Origin of the sequence: Hymenobacter qilianensis (genome assembly GCF_014489555.1) — a bacterium.
Classification (GTDB): Bacteria; Bacteroidota; Bacteroidia; order Cytophagales; family Hymenobacteraceae; genus Hymenobacter; species Hymenobacter qilianensis.
Map to the genome: position 1 here is coordinate 62,107 of NZ_CP060784.1, position 17,782 is coordinate 79,888.

A 17,782-nucleotide genomic window follows, 5' to 3' on the forward strand; every position below is an offset into this window, starting at 1 on the left:
ATCTTGAGCCTCGGTTGTTTATTTTTTATCTTACCTCTGATGGTCACGATACTGCGCAGCGTATGCTTCTTACTGATGGGCGGTTGGGCGCTAAGCGCCTGCGAGAAAAGCACCGACCCGGCCGCCGTGATTCCATCTACCCAGAGCCCGCTGGTCGCATTTCAGATGCGCAACGGCGTGACGCCGGAGTTTTTCACTTACAACCCGCGCCGCATTCCGCGCTACGTGTCCAGGCGCGGCAGCGCCATTGAGCTTGGAGCCGAAGCGTTTGTTACGCTGGGTGGGCTTCAGCTGTCCGACGCCCCCGTACGCCTGGAGTTTCGGGAGGTGCTCGACAAAAAGGACATGCTCCTTAGTGGCATTCCCAGCGGCACCGATGAGCTGATTCTGGAGTCTGGGGGGCTTTTTTACCTGCAAGCCACCCAGGATAATCGTCCGCTGGAGCTGGTGCCGCGGGTGCGGATCGGGCTGGCCAGTCGGAGCCCGGCCCGGCTGAGCCGACTGACGGATATGCGGATGTTTTCGGTGAAAGGCCCGCTCCTGCCCGATCCGTTTACCTGGCAGCTTTCCACCGATCAGCAATCGACTATACAACTAGGCATCCGCTTAACGTCCGATTCGCCTGATTATCTGCTGGCTGTGCTCAACCATGAGCTGTTTAATCAGAGCATGGGCTGGATCAGCTACCAGCGCCAGCTATATACCGGCACGCCCACCACCACGGTTCAGGTGACCGTGGAGGCCGCCGCTCAAGACCCGCAACAGACACTGGTTTACCTCGTTTTCGCCGATTACAATGCCGTAGCCCAGTTTCATGCTGCCGGCCCAAACAGCTTCAGTCTGGCCAACGTCCCGACGGGTACGGAAGCTACGGTGGTGGTATTGCGCGGGGCGGGAGGCAAATTTTATCTGGGTCAGCAAACCGCCTTTATTCAAGAGAATCAGCGCTTTGCCCCAGCCCTCACGGAGATGAGTGAATCGTCGGTGGTGGCTGAGCTGAGCAAGTTTTAACGCGGGCTTTCGGCTGCTTTGGTGGCTACCACGGAGTACATCATCGGTAGCTTACCAGCCAGATGCTCAATGCGATATTGGCGCTCGCCTACCTGTTTCATGTGCGCGAAGCAGTTGTAAGACGAGTAGTCGTACTCGGCGAAGTGCTTTATTGTGAGGTCGTTGTGCAATAAGCTGCCCAGCACTTCGCCCAGATCGTGGTTCCAGGAAACGGAGGTTTGCTTCAGTGGGGCGTCGCGGTCGGCGTAGGTGCCGGTTTCGACTTCTGTGATGGCTTCCCGGTTGAAATACGAGTACTGCACGCGGGTGAAGTCGTTGTCGAACATCCACACCACCGGGTGAAACTCAACCAGCACCAATTTGCCCCCCGGCTTCAAAAAATGACTTACCACGCTGGCCCAGCGCTCCAAATCGGGCAGCCAGCCCAGCACGCCGTAGGTGGTGAATACGATATCAAACTGCCGGTCCAGGTTTCGGGGCAGCTCGTACACGTCGCTGCACACAAACTCGGCCGGCAACCCGAGCTGCGCCGCCAGCTCGCGGGCTTTGGCAATCGCTTGGTCGGCCAGATCGACGCCGGTTACGTGCGCCCCCAAGCGGCTCAGCGACAGCGAATCCTGCCCGAAATGACATTGCAGATGCAGAACCGACTTACCCCGCACATCGCCCAACAACCCCAGCTCCACGTCATTCAATGACGATTTGCCCCCCAAAAAGCTTTCCACGTCATAAAACGCCGACTGCACATGGTAGTCGGTTTTGGCGTTCCACAGCTGGCGGTTCAGCTCGGTATAGTTTGCGGGCGTTTCCATGTTTTCGCTGTTGTTTGATCAATTTTATCGTAAGCGTAAAAATTCGACCGTCATGCAGAGGCAAAGCCGAAGCGTCTTACGCGATTGCTTGCAACGGTATTGTTATGCAGAGCGGCAGCGACGCATCTTGCTCGCGAAGTTAGATTACTATTCACATATCGGCACGCGAGATGCGTCGCTGCCGCTCTGCATGACAGCTAGTTTAAATAGGCGATTAATTCTCACTTCTAAGGTCTAAAAAGTACATGAAAGCCTTATTGCTCATTGATGTACAGAACGATTTCGTGCCCGGCGGCGCGCTGGCGGTGTCCGCGGGCGACCAGATAATTCCGCTTCTGAATCAGCTACAGCCCCATTTCGACTTGGTGGTTGCCACCCAGGACTGGCATCCGGCCAACCACAAAAGCTTCGCCGTGAATCATGCGGGCCGTCAGCCATTCGAGGAAATTGAGCTGCACGGGCTGGCGCAAGTGCTCTGGCCCGCGCACTGCATGCAAAGCACGCCCGGCGCTGAGCTGCACCCGGCGCTGCATACAAACCAGGTTGAAGCCATCTTCCGCAAAGGCACCGACCCAGAAATCGACAGCTACAGCGGGTTTTATGACAACGGCCAACGCAAAGCCACCGGCCTGGCCGCGTACCTGGCCGGGCGTGGCATCACCTCGGTGTATGTAGCCGGTCTGGCCGCAGACTATTGCGTGTATTTCACCGCGAAAGACGCTCTGAATGAAGGGTTTGAGACTTTTTTGATTGAAGATGCCACGCGCCCAATAAGTCCGGAGGGTTTTGAGCGGGCCAAAGCCAACCTGGAAAACCTGGGGGGCAAAATTATCAGCAGCGCCGCGCTGCTGTCACCTGAAAAAGCCCCCCAGCCCGCGCAAGCATGACCGACGCCGATGCTCCCCTGATTCTGACTCTGGCGCTCGATGCCGAATCGTTTGCTTTCTTCAACGGCCTGCGCCAACAGCATTTTCCGCCCGAGCGCAACTTTCTGGCCGCCCACGTCACGCTGTTTCACCATTTGCCCGGCGCCCGCCGCCCCGATATAGTAGCGCAGCTGGCCACTCTGTGCCAGAAGCAAGCGCCGCTTACGTTGCAGGTTACGGGCCTGCGGTTTATGGGCCGCGGCGTAGCCTACGCCCTCGAAAATGACGCTCTGCAAGCCTTGCACCGCGAGCTGCAAGTGGCGTGGCAGCCGGCCCTCACGCCCCAGGATCAACAGAAGCTGCGGCCCCACGTAACGGTGCAGAACAAAGTGGACCCGGCGCAGGCGCGCGGCCTGTTTGAGCAGCTCAAAGCTGACTTTGTGCCCTTCGAGGCTACCGGTACGGGCTTGCAGCTGTGGGCGTATCGGGGCGGGCCTTGGGAAGCTATTCAAACATTTGATTTTCAGCAGCTATAGGTTGCCATTCAGCTTAGCCGCCACTTGGCGCTAGCCTCCTGACTATGAAAGACATGTCTTGGGAAATATCCTTCCAATGGCGCGAGATTCTGACGACGCTGGGCATTCTGGCGGGCGGCCTCGCAGGCGGGCTCGTTCTGAAGTATTTATTTTTTGGCGTCTTGAACCGGTACGCGAAGCGGCCCGATTCGCCCCTGCTTATTCGGTCCATTGTCAGGCACCTGAGCCAGCCGAGCGCCTTCTTTTTTCCGGTGCTGGTGCTCTCGTTTATGCTGCCGCTGGTGCCGCTTACGGCCCGCCCCTTCGAAGTGCTGCGCCGGGTGGTGGAAACCAGCCTGATTGCCTCCTTCGCCTGGGGCCTGGTCAAGACGGTGAATGTGATTGAGGACCTGGTCCTGCAGCATTATCGCCTTGATGAGGAGAATAATTTTCGGGTGCGCAAGCTGTTTACCCAGCTCCAGTTTGTGCGCAAGGTGGTGGTATCGCTGATCGTATTTGTGGCCGTGGCGCTGGTGCTGATGAGCTTTGCCACGGTTCGCAAAATCGGGACGGGCCTGCTGACTTCGGCGGGCATTGCCAGCGTTATCGTGGGCTTTGCGGCTCAGCGTTCCATTGGCAACCTGCTGGCCGGCTTTCAGTTAGCTTTCACGCAACCCATCCGACTTGATGACGTGCTGGTGGTGGAAGGCGAATGGGGCAAGGTGGAGGAAATCACGTTTACGTATGTAGTGGTGCGCATCTGGGACGAGCGGCGGCTGGTGCTGCCGCTCACCTATTTCATCGAAAAGCCTTTCCAGAACTGGACCCGCAACACGTCGCAGCTGATTGGTACCGTGTTCGTTTACACCGACTACAGCATTCCGGTGGATGCCGTGCGCGCCGAGCTAAAGAACATCGTGGAGAATCATCCGCTCTGGGACAAGCGCGTGTGCGTGCTGCAAGTCACCGATTCCAAAGAGCGCACCATGGAGCTGCGGGCCCTGGTCAGCGCCGCCGACGCGAGTCGCGCCTTCGATCTGCGGTGCCACGTCCGGGAAAAGCTGGTCGCTTTCATTCAGCAGAATTACCCCGAATCGTTGCCCAAAACCCGCTCTGTGGTTGATACCGATGAGCGGCTGCTGTCGGCTACATCCGGTATTTCGGGCGAAACAGTTTAGAAAAAGCCCCCAGCCTTCTCACAAGGCATTTGAGCAATCCGAAATTCAATCAAATGGCGATCATGCCGAGCGGTAGCGAAGCATCTCGCGTGCTGATGTTGCCACACTAACTGTCATGCTGAGCTTGTCGAAGCATATCTGCCGCTTCGTTGCAATGGTATTGATTCTACTAACTAGTAGAGATGCTTCGACTCCGCTCAGCATGACGTTCTTCTTAGCTGAGCTACTACTCCCGCTAAACACGCGAGATGCTTCGCTCCACTCTGCATGACCGCCATTTTGCGCTGATAATAAACACGGTAGGCAGATTAAGCTGCTCTTAAAAGATTCTCTTAGTAGGCACTCTGCTACTTTTCTTTCCTTCCCTCGTACGCTGTCAGGACTATCAATCTATCCCGATGAATACAGAAACCACTTCCTCCGACCCCATCACTGATGTTGTGCTGATCGGGGCCGGCATTATGAGTGCTACGCTGGGTATTATGCTCAAGGAGCTGGATCCCAACCTCACGATAACCATCATTGAGCGCCTCGATGTAGCTGCGGCCGAAAGCTCCGACGCCTGGAACAACGCCGGCACCGGCCATTCGGCTTTCTGCGAGCTGAACTACACGCCCCAGCGCCCCGATGGCTCCGTAGACATCAGCAAAGCCATTGGCATTGCTGAGTCGTTTGAGGTTTCGAAGCAGTTCTGGTCTTTTCTGGCCGAGCAATATCACGTGGAAGGCATACAGCGCTTCATCAATCATATTCCGCACATGAGCTTTGTGTGGGGCAACGAGAACGTGGACTTTCTGCGCACGCGCCACGCGGCCCTCGTGCAGTCGCCGCTGTTTCAGGGCATGGAATACTCCGAAGACCCAGACCAGCTCCGCGAGTGGATGCCGCTGGTGATGGAGGGCCGCGACCCCAGCCAAAAAGTAGCGGCCACCCGCATGGATCTGGGCACCGACGTAAACTTCGGCGCCCTTACCCGCGGCATGTTTTATCTGTTGCAGGACAAGCCAGGCATTACCTTTCACTTTGGCCACGAGGTAGATAAGATCCGCCGCAAGGACGATGGCACCTGGCGCGTGCGGGCCCAAAACCGCGCTACCGGCGAAAAGCGTAAGCTGCGCGCCAAATTTGTGTTTATCGGGGCGGGCGGGGGCTCTTTGCCGCTGCTGCTGGCTTCGGGCATTCCGGAAAGCAAAGGTTTTGGCGGCTTCCCCGTGAGTGGGCAGTGGCTAAAATGTGTGAATCCGGCCGTCATTGAGCAGCACCAGGCCAAAGTGTACGGCAAAGCCAGCGTCGGCTCGCCGCCCATGTCGGTGCCCCACCTGGATACGCGCGTGATAAATGGGCAGCGCGAGCTACTGTTCGGCCCCTATGCGGGCTTCAGCACCAAGTTTTTGAAGTTCGGCTCCTTCCTCGATTTGCCGGGTTCCATTAAGGCCACCAACCTGAAGCCTATGCTCATCGCGGGGGCCAAGAACCTGCCCCTCACCCGCTACCTGATCAACCAGGTGCGGCAGTCGCCGCAGGACCGCCTGAATGCGCTGCGCGACTACTTGCCCACGGCCCGCGCCGAAGACTGGAAGCTAGAAGTAGCCGGCCAGCGCGTGCAGGTTATCAAAAAAGACGAAAAGCAGGGCGGCGTGCTGGAGTTCGGCACCGAGATGGTGAGCGCCGCCGACGGTTCTATTGCCGCTTTGCTGGGCGCTTCGCCCGGCGCCTCTACGGCCGTCAGCATTATGATCAGCCTGATTCAGAAGTGTTTCCCCGCGCAGGCTGCTTCCCCGCAGTGGCAGGCACGGTTCCGGGAGATGATTCCCACGTTCGGGCAGCCGCTGGCCGACAACCCGGAGCTGGTGGAGCAAACCCGCGCCCACACCAGCGCCGTGCTGGAGCTGAGCGTGGATGCGCCGCTCGGCAGCCAATAAGCTGATTTACTACAAAAAAAGCCCCCCAGTCTCGGCTGGGGGGCTTTTTTTGCGACCAGCCGAACGAATATGTGCAGGTTTTGGTATCTCTTATAGCTTAGCTGCAGTGCTGCCGGATGCGCAGTTATCGGCCCTGATTTTTTCTAATTAGGAAGCTAAGCAAGCAGAACCGTACATTGCTTTTCTTTTTTGTGGGCCTTAGCTGCGCTTTGCAGTTTGTAGAGCTCCAAAGCACGTCTGTGCTTGAATATTACCGGGAGCTTTCTTCATGATCCGACTCGAATACTTCACCCCCGCCGATTTCCAACAGCTTATTCAGTGGATTGATACTGAGAAGCTTCTAAAAGAATGGAGCGGCTCCTTGTTCTCGTTTCCGCTTACCGAGGCAAGCCTCACCTGGTACATTGAAGGTGCGAACGACCTGACTGACCCGGATGCATTCATCTACAAGGCCATCGACACGGAAACCGGCGAAACCGTGGGGCACATTTCCTTGGGCAGCTTCAGTGAGACGAATAAAGCGGCCCGCATCACGCGCGTACTCATTGGTAACACCGCCGCCCGCGGCCGTGGCTACTGCCAGGGCATGATTAAGGCCGTATTGCGCATCGGCTTCGAGGAGTTGGGCCTGCACCGCATCAGTCTGGGCGTGTACGATTTCAATGAGGCCGCCATTGGCTGCTACAAGAAAGCCGGCCTCAAAATCGAAGGCGTTATGCGCGACGTGGTGCGCTACAAGGATGGATACTGGTCGTTGGTGGAAATGGCTGTGCTGGAAGACGAGTGGCGGCTGGCTAATGCTGCTGAATCGCTACCTATTACACATACGACAGCCACCAGTACGAGTGCCGTTGCTTGAAGCCCTGATACCAGCGGCACGGCAGATACAATAGCAGCACCACTACTGCCCACACCACATAGGCCCGCAGCAAGCTCGGGTGGTAGTCGGTGGGCCACTGGGCGGGCGGCGTAAAGGACAGATTGATAGGCTTACCGAAAGCCACCGTCGTCCAGACCAGCGCCCCGAAGCTGATAAGAAACAGGTGCAGGATGTAATAGAAAAACGGTACTTGCCCAAACGTGCGCAGCCATTGGCTCAGCCGGTTCGTGGCCGTTTCGACACCGGAAAGCAAGAGCAGCGCAACCCCCAGCGTAAGGCACAGAAACAGCAGGGAAGACGGGTATTTCGTGACGTTAACGAACGATAACACGCTGTAGGCCAGGCCTCGTGCCTGGGTGCTCCAGGGAAGTGGGTCGCCGTACCAGTTGGTGGCGCGCAAGGCTACAAATACCGCGAGCAGAGCTATTCCGGCCAGGCGCAGCACCCGTGTACGCTGCGGGAGCGGCAGCTTAAACCACGGCCCAATCAGGTAGCCGGCGAGCATTACGCCCAGCCACGGCCCGATGGAATACGCTACCAGGAAAGGCGGCAAGGAAGCAGGATCGAAGAGGAAAGGGCCGTTGTGCAGGAGCGCCAGAAATACGTTGTCGGCGGTGACAGGCTGAATGTTGGGCAATGCATTGTGCCCGGCAATTATAATGAATGCCAGCAGCGCCAACAACCAGCGGGGCAGCCAGATCAGGCCGGCCAGCAGCACCATGGCCCAACCGATCACCCAAATTACTTGCAGCAAGATCATAGAGTAGCCCCAGAACAGCATCAGGCTGATAACCAGCAGCTCCAGCGCTACCAGCCACAGGCCGCGCGTGAGCAGAAACCAGCTGACCTGCCTTTTATTGGGCCGTTTCTGCTGATACAGATAGATACTCGTACCGGACAAAAACACGAATGTAGGCGCGCAGAAGTGGGTTATCCAGCGCGTGAAAAACAGCAAGACCGACGTCTGCCCCAGATCCTCGGGGCGAAAGATAGTGGGGCTCCAAAAGTCGCGCACATGATCGAGGGCCATAATAACCATCACCAGGCCCCGCACGATGTCAACTGCCTGCACCCGCTCTGTGGTAGCACGAGTAGCCACAGGCACCGAAAATTCTGTAGAAACCTGTTGCATAGGGAAGGCGCATTAGGCAAGTTGACTACTTCGTTTTCAGGAAGTTATTAATCGTTCGGTTTATCTCCTGCTTTTTTTCTTCGGTGGCTCCATCCCAGATATCATTATGGGTCATGTTCTCCATTTTGACGATCTGAATGTCGAATTTTTTCTGTTCGGCAGCCGTCGGCAGCACGCCATCATCGGCCACCTGGTCGCTGGAGCGGATGCTTAAAATGTGCGGACGCCGGGTGCGGGGCAGCGGCATGCGGCGGTTATCCAGCGAGATAATATTTCGCGCCAATTTGGGGTACTTGTGGGCAAACAGCATGGCCATATCGCCGCCGTTGGAATGGCCTACCAGCAGCAGGCTTTTAAAGTCCAGCTCCGGGTTCGACTTTTTGAGGGTTTGCAGCACAAACAGCATATTTTGCGCGCCCCGTTCCCAGTAAGGTCGCCGCACCTGCTGCGGATTGCCCGTGGTAGGCATGGGCGCTTCCTTGGGCAAATCGTGCTGAATGCTAGCCACCAAGTAGCCTTGCGCCACCAGATTGTAGGCAATAAAGGAGTAACCCGTGTGCGGGCTGCCGTAGCCATGATTCAGGATGGCTAGCTTGAGCTTCGACCGCTTTTGCGGGTTCAGCTTCGCGCCCGAACCCGGCACATACACAGCAATAGGAACCGGCCGATTGCGAGCCTCGTCGAAGAGCGCCAGCTGGTAGCTTTTTACCTCTCCTTTGGCGGTTTCGGTAACGTGCTGCGGCACTGGTGCCGGGTGCCCTACTTTCTGGCTGCTATCGGCGCAGTTGTTTACCAGGAGCGCGATGCCTAGAACCACGGCTATTCTTATGCTCATACAATGATTGGTCAGACGCTGAATGTTGGGATTTTGTAGGCTGAATAGCTGGCGAAGCACGGCGCAAAAAAGCCCCCTACGCGCTGGGCAGAAATACTTCGGCCAACATACAACGGGCGCTGCCTCCACCGATGGTTTCGATGGTAGGAATGGGCAGCGCAACCAGCCTGCAGTAGCGGCTGAGCGTTTGGCGCTGGTCGGCGGTCAGCGCATCGTGGGCACTCCGCGACATAACGAGTAGCTCCTGACCGCCAGCGGCGGGTTGCAAGGTGAGCATGTTGCCGGCAAAATGCGTTACCTGCGCCAGCGAAATAGCTACTATTTCGTGGCCCGTAGAGGCCAGCGAATCCGTTACCGCTGCCTGCTCGGCCGGGTCGGTTATGCTTTCCAGACAGATGACCGCAAATTTGCCCCCACGCATAGCATTACATTGGTGTGGTAGATGGCGTGGCCCTGCGCGTCGGTGGCGCGGAAAGCTAGCGGCTGGTAGCCCAAAAGGCTGGTTACGTGCTGAAATAAATCCGCATCGGTGCGGGGTGAGAGGCCGGCGTAGGCCACGCGGTGCTGGTGGTCGAAAATAACGCTGCCGGTTCCTTCCAGAAACCGGCCCTCCTGCTCGTAGTGCGATAAGTCGATTACCTCTCGAATGGTGAACTGGTTACCCAATGACTCAAGAATATCGGGTCGCCGCTCGGGGCGGCGGTTGGGTGCGTGCATCGGGTAGAGCACTACGCGGCCATCGGGGTGCAGAGTGAGCCAGTTATTGGGGAAAACGGCGTCGGGCTTGGGTGGCGCGGGCGTATCGTCCATCACCAGCACCTGCACGCCGTGTGCCCGCAGCTTGGCCACGGCCGCATCAAATTCGGCAAATGCTTTCTCTTGAATTATGGCCTGATCTAAGTCTGCTATGGTCTGCTGAAAATGATTGGACCCCGCCGTCTCGGTGTTAAAACCAAACCGAACGGGCCGCACAAGAAAAACGGTGGAAGCAGACTGCATATACGTGGCTGGGGGCTTTTTTGACACAAAGAAAGTCATTCCGGCCACGCCAGCAGCGCGCGTACTCTACGGTTTTTGCACCCGCCCTATTACGGCGTACAGCGGGTCGCTGCGCCGGGGCTGCGGACTGCGGTCGAGCAGTTCAATAGGGTGCCAGCTGCCGGCGGCCAGCAGATATTGTTTCACGAGGGCCATATGGCCACGGTCGTCGAGGGCGTGCCAGGCGGCTACGGCTTTAGTCGGGAAGCAGCGGTTGGAGAACGTAATGACTACGGGCGCCTCCGGCCGGAGCACGCGCGCAAGGTCGCGCAGCACTTCCACGGGCCGCGTCAGGTAATCCACGGATACGCAGATGGCGGCGCCATCAAACTCATTTTCCTCAAAAGGAAGCTGCGGCTCCTGATTCAGATCCTGCACCACGTAGCTTGCCAGCCGGGGGTTTGCGCGCAGCTCCTGCTCGTTCATCCCCAGGCCTACCACGCGCCGATACGGCACCTCGGGAGGCAAATGGCTTACCCAGCTGCTCATCAAATCCAACAGCGTACCGTTGGCCGGAAAATACTCGCGGTAGAGCTGCGTAACGGCCGCAATTGCCCCCTCGTCGATGTGCGTTACGAAGCGGGGCTGCTGGTAGAATTGTGCGTCGGGAGTTTCGTCGGTGCGGCGGAAAGCGTCGGCAGGAAAAAGCGGATCAAAAGCCATAAAGGCGAGTAGTTTTATAGAGTCAGTATTTAATAATTAATCAACAATCAATCAACCAAACCAGCACGTCATGCAGAGCGGGAGCGAAGCATCTCGCTCGCGGTCGTTGAGTTACTACTCAGACATCAGTACGCGAGATGCTTCGCTCCCGCTCTGCATGACGTTCAATGGTATAGTATAACCGCCGTTTGGCGTGACGGCCATTTACAACCATACGGCGATGATATTATTGCCTTTGTATCCCTCCTTCACCAAATCCTTCCTACCGGATATTTAAATCTTCTTTTCTGATCCAGCCGGTCGTTTTCACCTTTTCCCAGTTTATGAATGTGGCAAAAACCGCCTGCTCGGAAGAGTCGGTTAGTGTCATTTTATCGCCCCGAATGCAGAATGCGCGGCGGCGCTGGGTCAGGTCGGGTGAGTCGTAAAAGTAGGTGGTGTCTACCCGCACGGTGCCGGTAGTGGCGGGCTTTCGACTCGCGCTAACAGGGGTTTCTTTTGGCTCTGAATCTGATGAAGCTACTGCGGGCTTTTTGGTTTGGGTGCGTGCTACCGCTGGCTCCGGTGTCGGGCGGCGCGGACTAGTGGGCGTAGCGCGGGGAAGCGCGGGCTTCGCGGCAGCTTTAGTAAGCTGCACTTCCGTTTTTTTCAGCCACCCGGCTACCGGGTCGCCGGCCGAATTGAAGTAGCGGGTTTTGATAAAATTGCCGCTCTCCCCTTCCGCGTACACAATATCTCCCCGCAATACATACTTGCCGGTAGAGCTGCTTACATCCGGACTGGAATGAAAATAAGCTCTGGCTGGCAGCACTTTATAAGCACCTGCAAGAGGCTTGATGCTTGTGCTGGCTTGTACAGGTGGCCCCTGTTTTTCGTTTTCCGGGAAAGCAGAATCTGTCCTGGCGGGGATGTTCGCCGACACTTCCGTAACGGGAGTTGTTGGGGGCAGCTCCGTGCTGGACAATGGCGCTTCCTGGCTTCGTTCGGAGCTGTTTTTCTTTGACAGCCAATATGCTGAACTCGCAACCAGTAAAAATATCGCGGCCAGCAGTACGTAAATCAGACCTGTCCGGGGCCGCCGTATCGTGGTGTGTCTGTTCGAATAAAGGCGTCCCGACTGCGCTTGGTTGCTCATGTTACGGAGTGGTGATGGCTACTATACCTGATCCGTAATGTTTACGTAGTTTTTAAGGTTCTGGGGGCTTTTTGATTGATGTCAGGCCAAGAAAAACCTATTGCTTAAGCCAGTACCTGCTCCCGACTGGCCAGCACCTCGCGCACAGGAGTCCAGCGGATATCGGGGTAGCGGGCATTGTCCAGAGGTTCTAGTTTGGGCTGCCCAGTGAACATGTTGTGCAGGTATTGCATGCCTTGCCAGGGCGGAAATACGTCGTCGGTAGTGGGCATGAGGGCCTTGGTCACCTTGATTACGGTTCCGAAAGCGCCCAGGCCACCTACCCGGAATAAGCGAAACGGCTCGCCCGACACGGCACCCGCCACTGCCTGCAAGCCGCGAATAGTGGCTACTTCGCCGGCTACGCGCAGAAAGCGGGGCGTGGTGGCATCGAGGGCCGCGGCGGCTGTGAAGGCGGCTGTGTCTTCGGTGGTGGTAAAGTCCAGCGGCTGGTCTGCGTTGCCCCAATACACCACCCGCTTGAAGTTGAAGAGGATAACCGGGGCCTGCCCCGTCAGCAGATCGGTGAACATGCCGTTGAGAATGGAAGTAGCCCGGATGGGTGCTTTATCGAGCCGCTCGGCAAACTCCCGGCGCAGATCGAGGTTGCGGTTGGAGCCGATGGCGAGCTTAGTGTAATCAATACAATAATCGGAAGGGATGAAGCGGGGAACCCCTGCGGCTACGGCCGCTTGCAGCAGACGCGTCTGCGTCTCCACAATCACCTCCCGCAGCCCTGATAAAGCCGATACCACGCAGGTTGCGCCGGCGCAGGCTTTCGTCAGCTCGGCTTCGTTGTTAAAATCGACTTCGATAATAGCTGCCCCCTGCTCGCGCAAGGCCACCACGGCCGGGGCCGCACTGCCCGCCCGAACCAGCGCCCGCACATTTGCCCCCGCAGCAGCAAGTGCTTCGCAATTCGCCCCCAAGGTCGCCGGTGGCGCCGGCAAGTACTATAGTTGCTTGCTGAGCGCCAGGGGCGGCGGCGGTGTCTGTTGTTGATTCTGCCAAAATGAGGGGAATTAGCTACGTAAGGAAGTACTGGGGCGGCCTGCCGGACCGGAGCGCGTGTTCAATCAGCTTAAATTCGACAGGCTAGGGCTGCTAATACAAGGACCCATGCCGGAAGGTTATTGACAGCCAGTAGAATAAGGCTGGCATTGGCACAAAAAAGCCCCCGCAGTCGACCATGCCGGCCGTATCTGCGTACGTTCAGGATAGATATTTCACTAAACCCGGATACAATGAAACAGGTAGCTGCTGGCGTCAACCAGCTTCTCATTCAGCGCTTTGTCAATGTATACTTTGTGGAGGCCGGTGCCCCGGCGAGTGGGTACTGGTAGATACCGGGTTGCCCGGCTCGGCCAAAACAATCATCGCGGCGGCCGATAAGCTATTTTATCCTGGTACCCATCCGCAGGCTATAATCCTAACCCACGGCCACATGGACCACGCCGGCTCGGCCCAGGAGCTGGCTGACCACTGGCACGTGCCCATTCTGGCGCATCCCCTGGAAATGCCTTTTCTGACTGGTAAAGCCGTGTATCCGCCCGCCGACCCAACGGTGGGGGGCTCTTTGGCGTTTGTCAGCCGTTTTTTTCCGCCCCAAACCTTTAATCTAACCGGCATTCAGGCACTACCCGAGGGCGAGGAAATACCCTACATGGCTGGCTGGCAATGCATTCATGTACCTGGCCACGCGCCCGGCCAGGTAGCGTTTTTCCGCGCTGAAGACAAGACCTTGCTCGGCGCCGACGCCTTCGCCACCACCGAACACGATTCGGTGCTGTCGGTGCTGCTTGGGGTGCCTAAGATCAGCCGCGCCGGCACGCCGTTTAACTTTGATTGGGAGGCCACTCATGCTTCGGTGGTGAAGCTTTCTAACCTGGAGCCACAGGCTATTGGTTGCGGCCACGGTCCGGCCGTACAGGGCCTCCACCTAGCGAACGAGCTTCGGGAGCTGGCCCTGCATTTTCCGGTGCCGCCCAAAGGGCGCTACGTGGATAGTCCGGCGCGCACAGATGCAAACGGCGTGGAGTTTATTCCCCCTGCCCTACCCGATACTTTGCCGGCGCGGGCGGCTATGCTAGGGGGCGGACTTGCAATAGCAGCCCTGGCAGCGGTATTGCTGAGCAAGCGGGATGGCAAGAAAGGGAAAAAGCACAAGCGCCTGAAAGGCTACAGACCGGCGCCCGCCACAGCTTACGAGCGGCCTTTTCCTGATTATCCTTACAAAGAGAAATACTACTAGGCACACAGAAACGGCGGGACTAAGTTCCGCCGTTTCTGTGTGGTGCCGGGCCGCGCTTACTTTCCGGTCCTGTCTATTTTAATACCCCCATTGGTGGTTACAGCCTTTACCGGCGCGCCGCCTTTGCCCAGTGTGGTGGCAATCTCGCGGCCGAGCATGCCGTTTTTAGTAATGGGCAGGTCTGCTTTTAAGCCGCCCACGGCAGTGCTGGTGGTGAGGCGGGCCGAGTAGTTTTGGGGCACTTCCCATTTGATGCCGCCATTGGTGGTGGCTATATCGAGGCCGGTGCCGTCCCATTTGTCGCCCGTCAGCTGGATGTCGAGGCCGCCGTTGGTGGTGCGGCCCTTCACATTGCCGCCCACGCCGGCCAACGACACGCCACCATTCTTGGTTTCGAAGGTGATGGTGCCGCGCACATCCTGCAACCGAATGCCGCCGTTATTGGTGTTGAGCGCCAGGCTGGTTTGCTGGGGCACGAATACTTCGTAGCTCACCGACCATGTGTCGCCGCCGGGCGCTTCGGCCCGCAGGGTGTTGTTAGCGGTGCTGATGCGGATGGTGGGAATCTGCTGGCGGGCGGCAGCTTCGGTGTTGCCCCAGGCCTGCACTACAGCCCGTATCCGCACCTCGGAGCCCGACCAGCCGCGCACGGTAATTCCGCCGTTCTGCCGCCCGTCGATGGTGAGCGTTTTGCCCCCCAGCGCCGGCATGGTCAGGTCGCGGGTTTCGCAGATGCGCTTTGTGGTTTCGCTGCTGGAGCTGTTGTATTTACCTTCGCAAGTAGAAGTAAACACGGGGGCCGTTTGGGCCGCGGCCGTCAGGGCTAGTGTGTTTAGGAGAAGCGCAGCAAGTAGGTTTTTCATAGGAAGGTCAGGGTTGGGTTTCACGGTTTTCCCATGGACAAGCTGCGTTGCCGGAAGGCTGCATTCAGCAACGAAACCATTCGTACTTTCAGCCTGACAAATGGCGCGGTCGGTCGGTTTGGTCCGGCTTATGAGTACATCCAAATGTGGCTTAAGGAACGCCCATATTGCTGGAGTTCCGGAAGAATTGAGCACTTCCTGACGCTGTTTCTGCCTGAAATATGAGTCTAGCGGCAACGGGAATCTAGCCAATAAGTATTTCGGGCATCTTCACTGAGTGCTTGACGACTCTGGAAACGGTTTACTTATCCGTTCTTCTACAGCTGATGGCACCCTGTTTCTGCGGGCTTGCAATTTGCCCCCCGCCGGGCTTTCAGCTAACTTGCGCCCATTCGGCGCCCCACCCTATCGCGCCGCCGCACTAAGCATCAATCACTACTATGGGAAGAGCATTTGAATTTCGCAAAGGCCGCAAAATGAAGCGCTGGGACCGCATGTCCAAAGATTTCACCCGCATCGGCCGCGAAATCGTGATGGCCGTGAAGGAAAGCGGCCCCAACCCTGACACCAACTCCCGCCTTCGTGCGGCCATGCAGAACGCCAAGGGCGTGAACATGCCCAAAGACCGCGTGGAAGCCGCCATCAAGCGCGCCAGCAGCAAGGAAGAGAAAGATTATCAGGAAGTTGTGTATGAAGGATATGCACCCCACGGCGTGGCCATTGTGGTAGAAACTGCCACCGACAACCCCGTACGCACCGTGGCTAATGTGCGCATGTACTTCAACCGCGGCAATGGCGCCCTGGGCACCGCCGGCTCCTCCGATTTCACCTTCACCCGCAAAGGCGTATTCAAGCTGGCCGCCGAAGGCCTCGACCGCGACGAGCTGGAGCTGGAGCTCATCGACTTCGGCGCCGAAGACATCTACGAAGATCAGGAGGAAGACGAGCACGGCAACGTGAAGGAGCTGATTGTGGTAGAAACCGCCTTCACCGACTTTGGCCAGATGCAGAAAGCGCTGGAAGAACGCCACCTGAACGTGGTCGGCGCGCAACTGCAACGCATTCCCAACGCCACCGTCACGCTGGAAGGCGACGAGCTGGAAGAGGTGATGAACCTGATTGAGAAGTTCGAGGAGGATGACGACGTGCAGGCCGTGTACCACACGTTGGGCTAAGCTTCCCTTGCCACTTAGGCTGCTGTAGAAACGCGGGGCGCTCCAGTTGGGGCGCCCCGTTGTGTTTTGGGAAGGAACTGAATTATCAGTACGTTTAGCCATGTCGCAAAACACCTGAAGGCCTCCCCATCCAACTCACGTTTCCCACCATCGCCACACCATGCTACCACTGAAGAGAATAACAAGTGCTTGCCTGCTTTTTACCGGCCTCTTCAGCGCGGCCTGCTCCACGCCAGCTAAGGAAACTGAAGCCGCTTCAGCCTCCGCCACCAGCTACTTCCAAAGCCAGGAAACGGGCGTGCAGGACGGCGGCGTAAAGATGATTCCGATTACCACGCCCAAGGGCAAGTTCAACGTCTGGACGAAGCGCTTCGGCAACAACCCCAAGATAAAGCTGCTTCTGCTCAACGGCGGCCCCGGCGCCACCCACGAGTATTTTGAATGCATGGAAAGCTTCCTGCCCGCCGAGGGCATTGAGTTTATTTACTACGACCAGCTCGGCTGCGGCAACTCCGACAACCCCAAGGACACCGCCATGTGGAGCCTGCCGCGCTACGTGGAGGAAGTGGAGCAGGTGCGCCAGGCCCTGAACCTGACCAAAGACAACTTCTACCTGCTGGGCCACTCTTGGGGGGCATTTTGGCCGCCGAGTACGCTTTCAAATACCAGGACAATCTGAAGGGCCTGATCATCTCGAACATGATGATGAGCTGCCCTGAGTACGGCCGCTACGCCCAGGAAGTACTAGCCAAGCAGATGAAGCCCGAGGTGCTGAAAGAAATCCGGCAGATAGAAGCCAGAAAGGATTTCGACAACCCGCGCTACATGGAGTTGCTTATGCCCAACTTTTACGCCGAGCACGTGCTGCGCCTCCCCCTCGACCAGTGGCCCGAGCCCGTAAACCGTTCCTTGGGCAAAACCAACCAGTCGCTCTACGTGACCATGCAGGGTCCCAGCGAGTTTGGTATTGCCGGCAAGCTGGCCAACTGGGACCGCACCCCAGACCTGCCTAAGCTCACCGTGCCCGTCCTCTCCATAGGGGGCAAATTCGACACTATGGACCCCGAGCACATGCGCCGCATTGCCACCCAAGTGCAGAATGGTACCGCCCTGATCTGCCCCAAGGGCAGCCACATGAGCCTCTACGACGACCAGCAGACGTATATGACGGGGCTGATTAAGTTCATGAAGGGCGTGGATAAGGGCGAGAAGAAAGTCGCCTTATAACTATCCGTGATACAATTATTCGTTTCATTATCAAATGCTTACGCAAGCAGAAACAATACATTGCAAGCCTGGAAACGCAGTGAGTCAGCTATTTAATTTTTCTCGTAAGCTCATCTGTATTTTTTGCTTGCTATATTTTGGTCGTTAATTTCTTCTCAACATATCTAACCATTTCTTTAACCACGTTTAATTAAATGAAACGCCTAACAAGTACTTTATTTAACCTCCTGATTATCTTAA

General features: G+C 57.3%; 16 protein-coding genes and 2 pseudogenes. 10 read left to right on the forward strand and 8 right to left on the reverse strand.

Annotated features, from left to right (window positions below):
* The first annotated feature begins 39 nt into the window (after positions 1 to 39).
* Positions 40 to 1,011: a hypothetical protein gene (locus H9L05_RS00300; protein WP_187732561.1), complete on the forward strand. Its 972-nt coding sequence runs from the start codon at positions 40 to 42 to the stop codon at positions 1,009 to 1,011.
* On the opposite strand, the gene H9L05_RS00305 is transcribed toward H9L05_RS00300, so the two are convergent.
* Positions 1,008 to 1,823: a class I SAM-dependent methyltransferase gene (locus H9L05_RS00305; RefSeq protein WP_187732562.1), complete on the reverse strand. Its 816-nt coding sequence runs from the start codon at positions 1,821 to 1,823 to the stop codon at positions 1,008 to 1,010. The genes H9L05_RS00300 and H9L05_RS00305 overlap by 4 nt on opposite strands.
* A gap of 245 nt (positions 1,824 to 2,068) precedes the next feature.
* Here H9L05_RS00305 and pncA point away from each other — a divergent pair, with 245 nt between their 5' ends.
* The 5 genes from pncA to H9L05_RS00330 all read left to right on the forward strand — a co-directional run bounded on the left by pncA (position 2,069) and on the right by H9L05_RS00330 (position 7,163).
* Complete coding sequence (gene pncA, locus H9L05_RS00310) at positions 2,069 to 2,710, forward strand: bifunctional nicotinamidase/pyrazinamidase (RefSeq protein WP_187732563.1); 642 nt, start codon at positions 2,069 to 2,071, stop codon at positions 2,708 to 2,710.
* Positions 2,707 to 3,225, forward strand: a complete 519-nt coding sequence (locus H9L05_RS00315; protein ID WP_187732564.1) for a 2'-5' RNA ligase family protein — start codon at positions 2,707 to 2,709, stop codon at positions 3,223 to 3,225. The genes pncA and H9L05_RS00315 overlap by 4 nt, the downstream gene beginning before the upstream one ends.
* Before the next feature lie 44 nt (positions 3,226 to 3,269).
* A complete protein-coding gene (locus tag H9L05_RS00320; RefSeq protein WP_223284632.1) occupies positions 3,270 to 4,382 on the forward strand; it encodes a mechanosensitive ion channel family protein in 1,113 nt (370 codons plus the stop codon).
* Between the two features lie 398 nt (positions 4,383 to 4,780).
* Complete coding sequence (locus tag H9L05_RS00325) at positions 4,781 to 6,304, forward strand: malate:quinone oxidoreductase (protein ID WP_187732565.1); 1,524 nt, start codon at positions 4,781 to 4,783, stop codon at positions 6,302 to 6,304.
* Positions 6,305 to 6,572: 268 nt separating this feature from the next.
* The gene (locus tag H9L05_RS00330; RefSeq protein ID WP_187732566.1) at positions 6,573 to 7,163 is read left to right on the forward strand and encodes a GNAT family N-acetyltransferase; all 591 of its coding nucleotides are present in this window, start codon (positions 6,573 to 6,575) and stop codon (positions 7,161 to 7,163) included.
* Here the strand turns inward: H9L05_RS00330 and H9L05_RS00335 are convergent.
* The 6 genes and pseudogenes from H9L05_RS00335 to H9L05_RS00360 form a co-directional block, all read right to left on the reverse strand.
* The gene (locus tag H9L05_RS00335; protein WP_187732567.1) at positions 7,123 to 8,316 is read right to left on the reverse strand and encodes a DUF1624 domain-containing protein; all 1,194 of its coding nucleotides are present in this window, start codon (positions 8,314 to 8,316) and stop codon (positions 7,123 to 7,125) included. The genes H9L05_RS00330 and H9L05_RS00335 overlap by 41 nt on opposite strands.
* Before the next feature lie 25 nt (positions 8,317 to 8,341).
* Complete coding sequence (locus H9L05_RS00340; RefSeq protein WP_187732568.1) at positions 8,342 to 9,151, reverse strand: alpha/beta hydrolase; 810 nt, start codon at positions 9,149 to 9,151, stop codon at positions 8,342 to 8,344.
* Positions 9,152 to 9,227: 76 nt separating this feature from the next.
* A pseudogene (gene ctlX, locus H9L05_RS26605) lies at positions 9,228 to 10,189 on the reverse strand (citrulline utilization hydrolase CtlX).
* A gap of 27 nt (positions 10,190 to 10,216) precedes the next feature.
* Positions 10,217 to 10,852, reverse strand: coding sequence for a class I SAM-dependent methyltransferase (locus H9L05_RS00350; protein ID WP_187732569.1), 636 nt, complete (start codon positions 10,850 to 10,852; stop codon positions 10,217 to 10,219).
* 262 nt (positions 10,853 to 11,114) lie between these two features.
* Entirely contained in the window at positions 11,115 to 11,816 is a 702-nt protein-coding gene (locus H9L05_RS00355; protein ID WP_187732570.1) for a hypothetical protein, read from the reverse strand.
* A gap of 275 nt (positions 11,817 to 12,091) precedes the next feature.
* A complete protein-coding gene (locus H9L05_RS00360; protein ID WP_317175047.1) occupies positions 12,092 to 12,955 on the reverse strand; it encodes an NmrA family NAD(P)-binding protein in 864 nt (287 codons plus the stop codon).
* A gap of 422 nt (positions 12,956 to 13,377) precedes the next feature.
* Between H9L05_RS00360 and H9L05_RS00365 the strand changes: the two genes are divergently transcribed.
* Positions 13,378 to 14,277 (forward strand): MBL fold metallo-hydrolase, encoded by a 900-nt coding sequence (locus H9L05_RS00365; protein ID WP_187732571.1) that lies wholly within the window; start codon positions 13,378 to 13,380, stop codon positions 14,275 to 14,277.
* Between the two features lie 56 nt (positions 14,278 to 14,333).
* On the opposite strand, the gene H9L05_RS00370 is transcribed toward H9L05_RS00365, so the two are convergent.
* The gene (locus tag H9L05_RS00370; protein WP_187732572.1) at positions 14,334 to 15,140 is read right to left on the reverse strand and encodes a DUF4097 family beta strand repeat-containing protein; all 807 of its coding nucleotides are present in this window, start codon (positions 15,138 to 15,140) and stop codon (positions 14,334 to 14,336) included.
* Positions 15,141 to 15,173: 33 nt separating this feature from the next.
* Here H9L05_RS00370 and H9L05_RS00375 point away from each other — a divergent pair, with 33 nt between their 5' ends.
* The 3 genes and pseudogenes from H9L05_RS00375 to H9L05_RS00385 all read left to right on the forward strand — a co-directional run bounded on the left by H9L05_RS00375 (position 15,174) and on the right by H9L05_RS00385 (position 17,542).
* Positions 15,174 to 15,365, forward strand: coding sequence for a hypothetical protein (locus tag H9L05_RS00375; protein WP_187732573.1), 192 nt, complete (start codon positions 15,174 to 15,176; stop codon positions 15,363 to 15,365).
* 215 nt (positions 15,366 to 15,580) lie between these two features.
* Positions 15,581 to 16,315, forward strand: a complete 735-nt coding sequence (locus tag H9L05_RS00380; RefSeq protein WP_187311038.1) for a YebC/PmpR family DNA-binding transcriptional regulator — start codon at positions 15,581 to 15,583, stop codon at positions 16,313 to 16,315.
* Positions 16,316 to 16,475: 160 nt separating this feature from the next.
* Positions 16,476 to 17,542, forward strand: a pseudogene (locus H9L05_RS00385) (proline iminopeptidase-family hydrolase).
* Positions 17,543 to 17,782: the final 240 nt, after the last annotated feature.

Excerpts from the sequence above, each read along its gene's own strand:
- H9L05_RS00320 (WP_223284632.1), top strand. The coding sequence starts at position 3,270 with ATGAAAGACATGTCTTGGGAAATATCCTTCCAATGGCGCGAGATTCTG.
- H9L05_RS00370 (WP_187732572.1), bottom strand. The coding sequence starts at position 15,140 with ATGAAAAACCTACTTGCTGCGCTTCTCCTAAACACACTAGCCCTGACG.
- H9L05_RS00335 (WP_187732567.1), bottom strand. The coding sequence starts at position 8,316 with ATGCAACAGGTTTCTACAGAATTTTCGGTGCCTGTGGCTACTCGTGCT.
- H9L05_RS00315 (WP_187732564.1), top strand. The coding sequence starts at position 2,707 with ATGACCGACGCCGATGCTCCCCTGATTCTGACTCTGGCGCTCGATGCC.
- H9L05_RS00305 (WP_187732562.1), bottom strand. The coding sequence starts at position 1,823 with ATGGAAACGCCCGCAAACTATACCGAGCTGAACCGCCAGCTGTGGAAC.
- H9L05_RS00380 (WP_187311038.1), top strand. The coding sequence starts at position 15,581 with ATGGGAAGAGCATTTGAATTTCGCAAAGGCCGCAAAATGAAGCGCTGG.
- H9L05_RS00325 (WP_187732565.1), top strand. The coding sequence starts at position 4,781 with ATGAATACAGAAACCACTTCCTCCGACCCCATCACTGATGTTGTGCTG.
- pncA (WP_187732563.1), top strand. The coding sequence starts at position 2,069 with ATGAAAGCCTTATTGCTCATTGATGTACAGAACGATTTCGTGCCCGGC.
- H9L05_RS00340 (WP_187732568.1), bottom strand. The coding sequence starts at position 9,151 with ATGAGCATAAGAATAGCCGTGGTTCTAGGCATCGCGCTCCTGGTAAAC.
- H9L05_RS00350 (WP_187732569.1), bottom strand. The coding sequence starts at position 10,852 with ATGGCTTTTGATCCGCTTTTTCCTGCCGACGCTTTCCGCCGCACCGAC.
- H9L05_RS00375 (WP_187732573.1), top strand. The coding sequence starts at position 15,174 with ATGGACAAGCTGCGTTGCCGGAAGGCTGCATTCAGCAACGAAACCATT.
- H9L05_RS00300 (WP_187732561.1), top strand. The coding sequence starts at position 40 with ATGGTCACGATACTGCGCAGCGTATGCTTCTTACTGATGGGCGGTTGG.
- H9L05_RS00330 (WP_187732566.1), top strand. The coding sequence starts at position 6,573 with ATGATCCGACTCGAATACTTCACCCCCGCCGATTTCCAACAGCTTATT.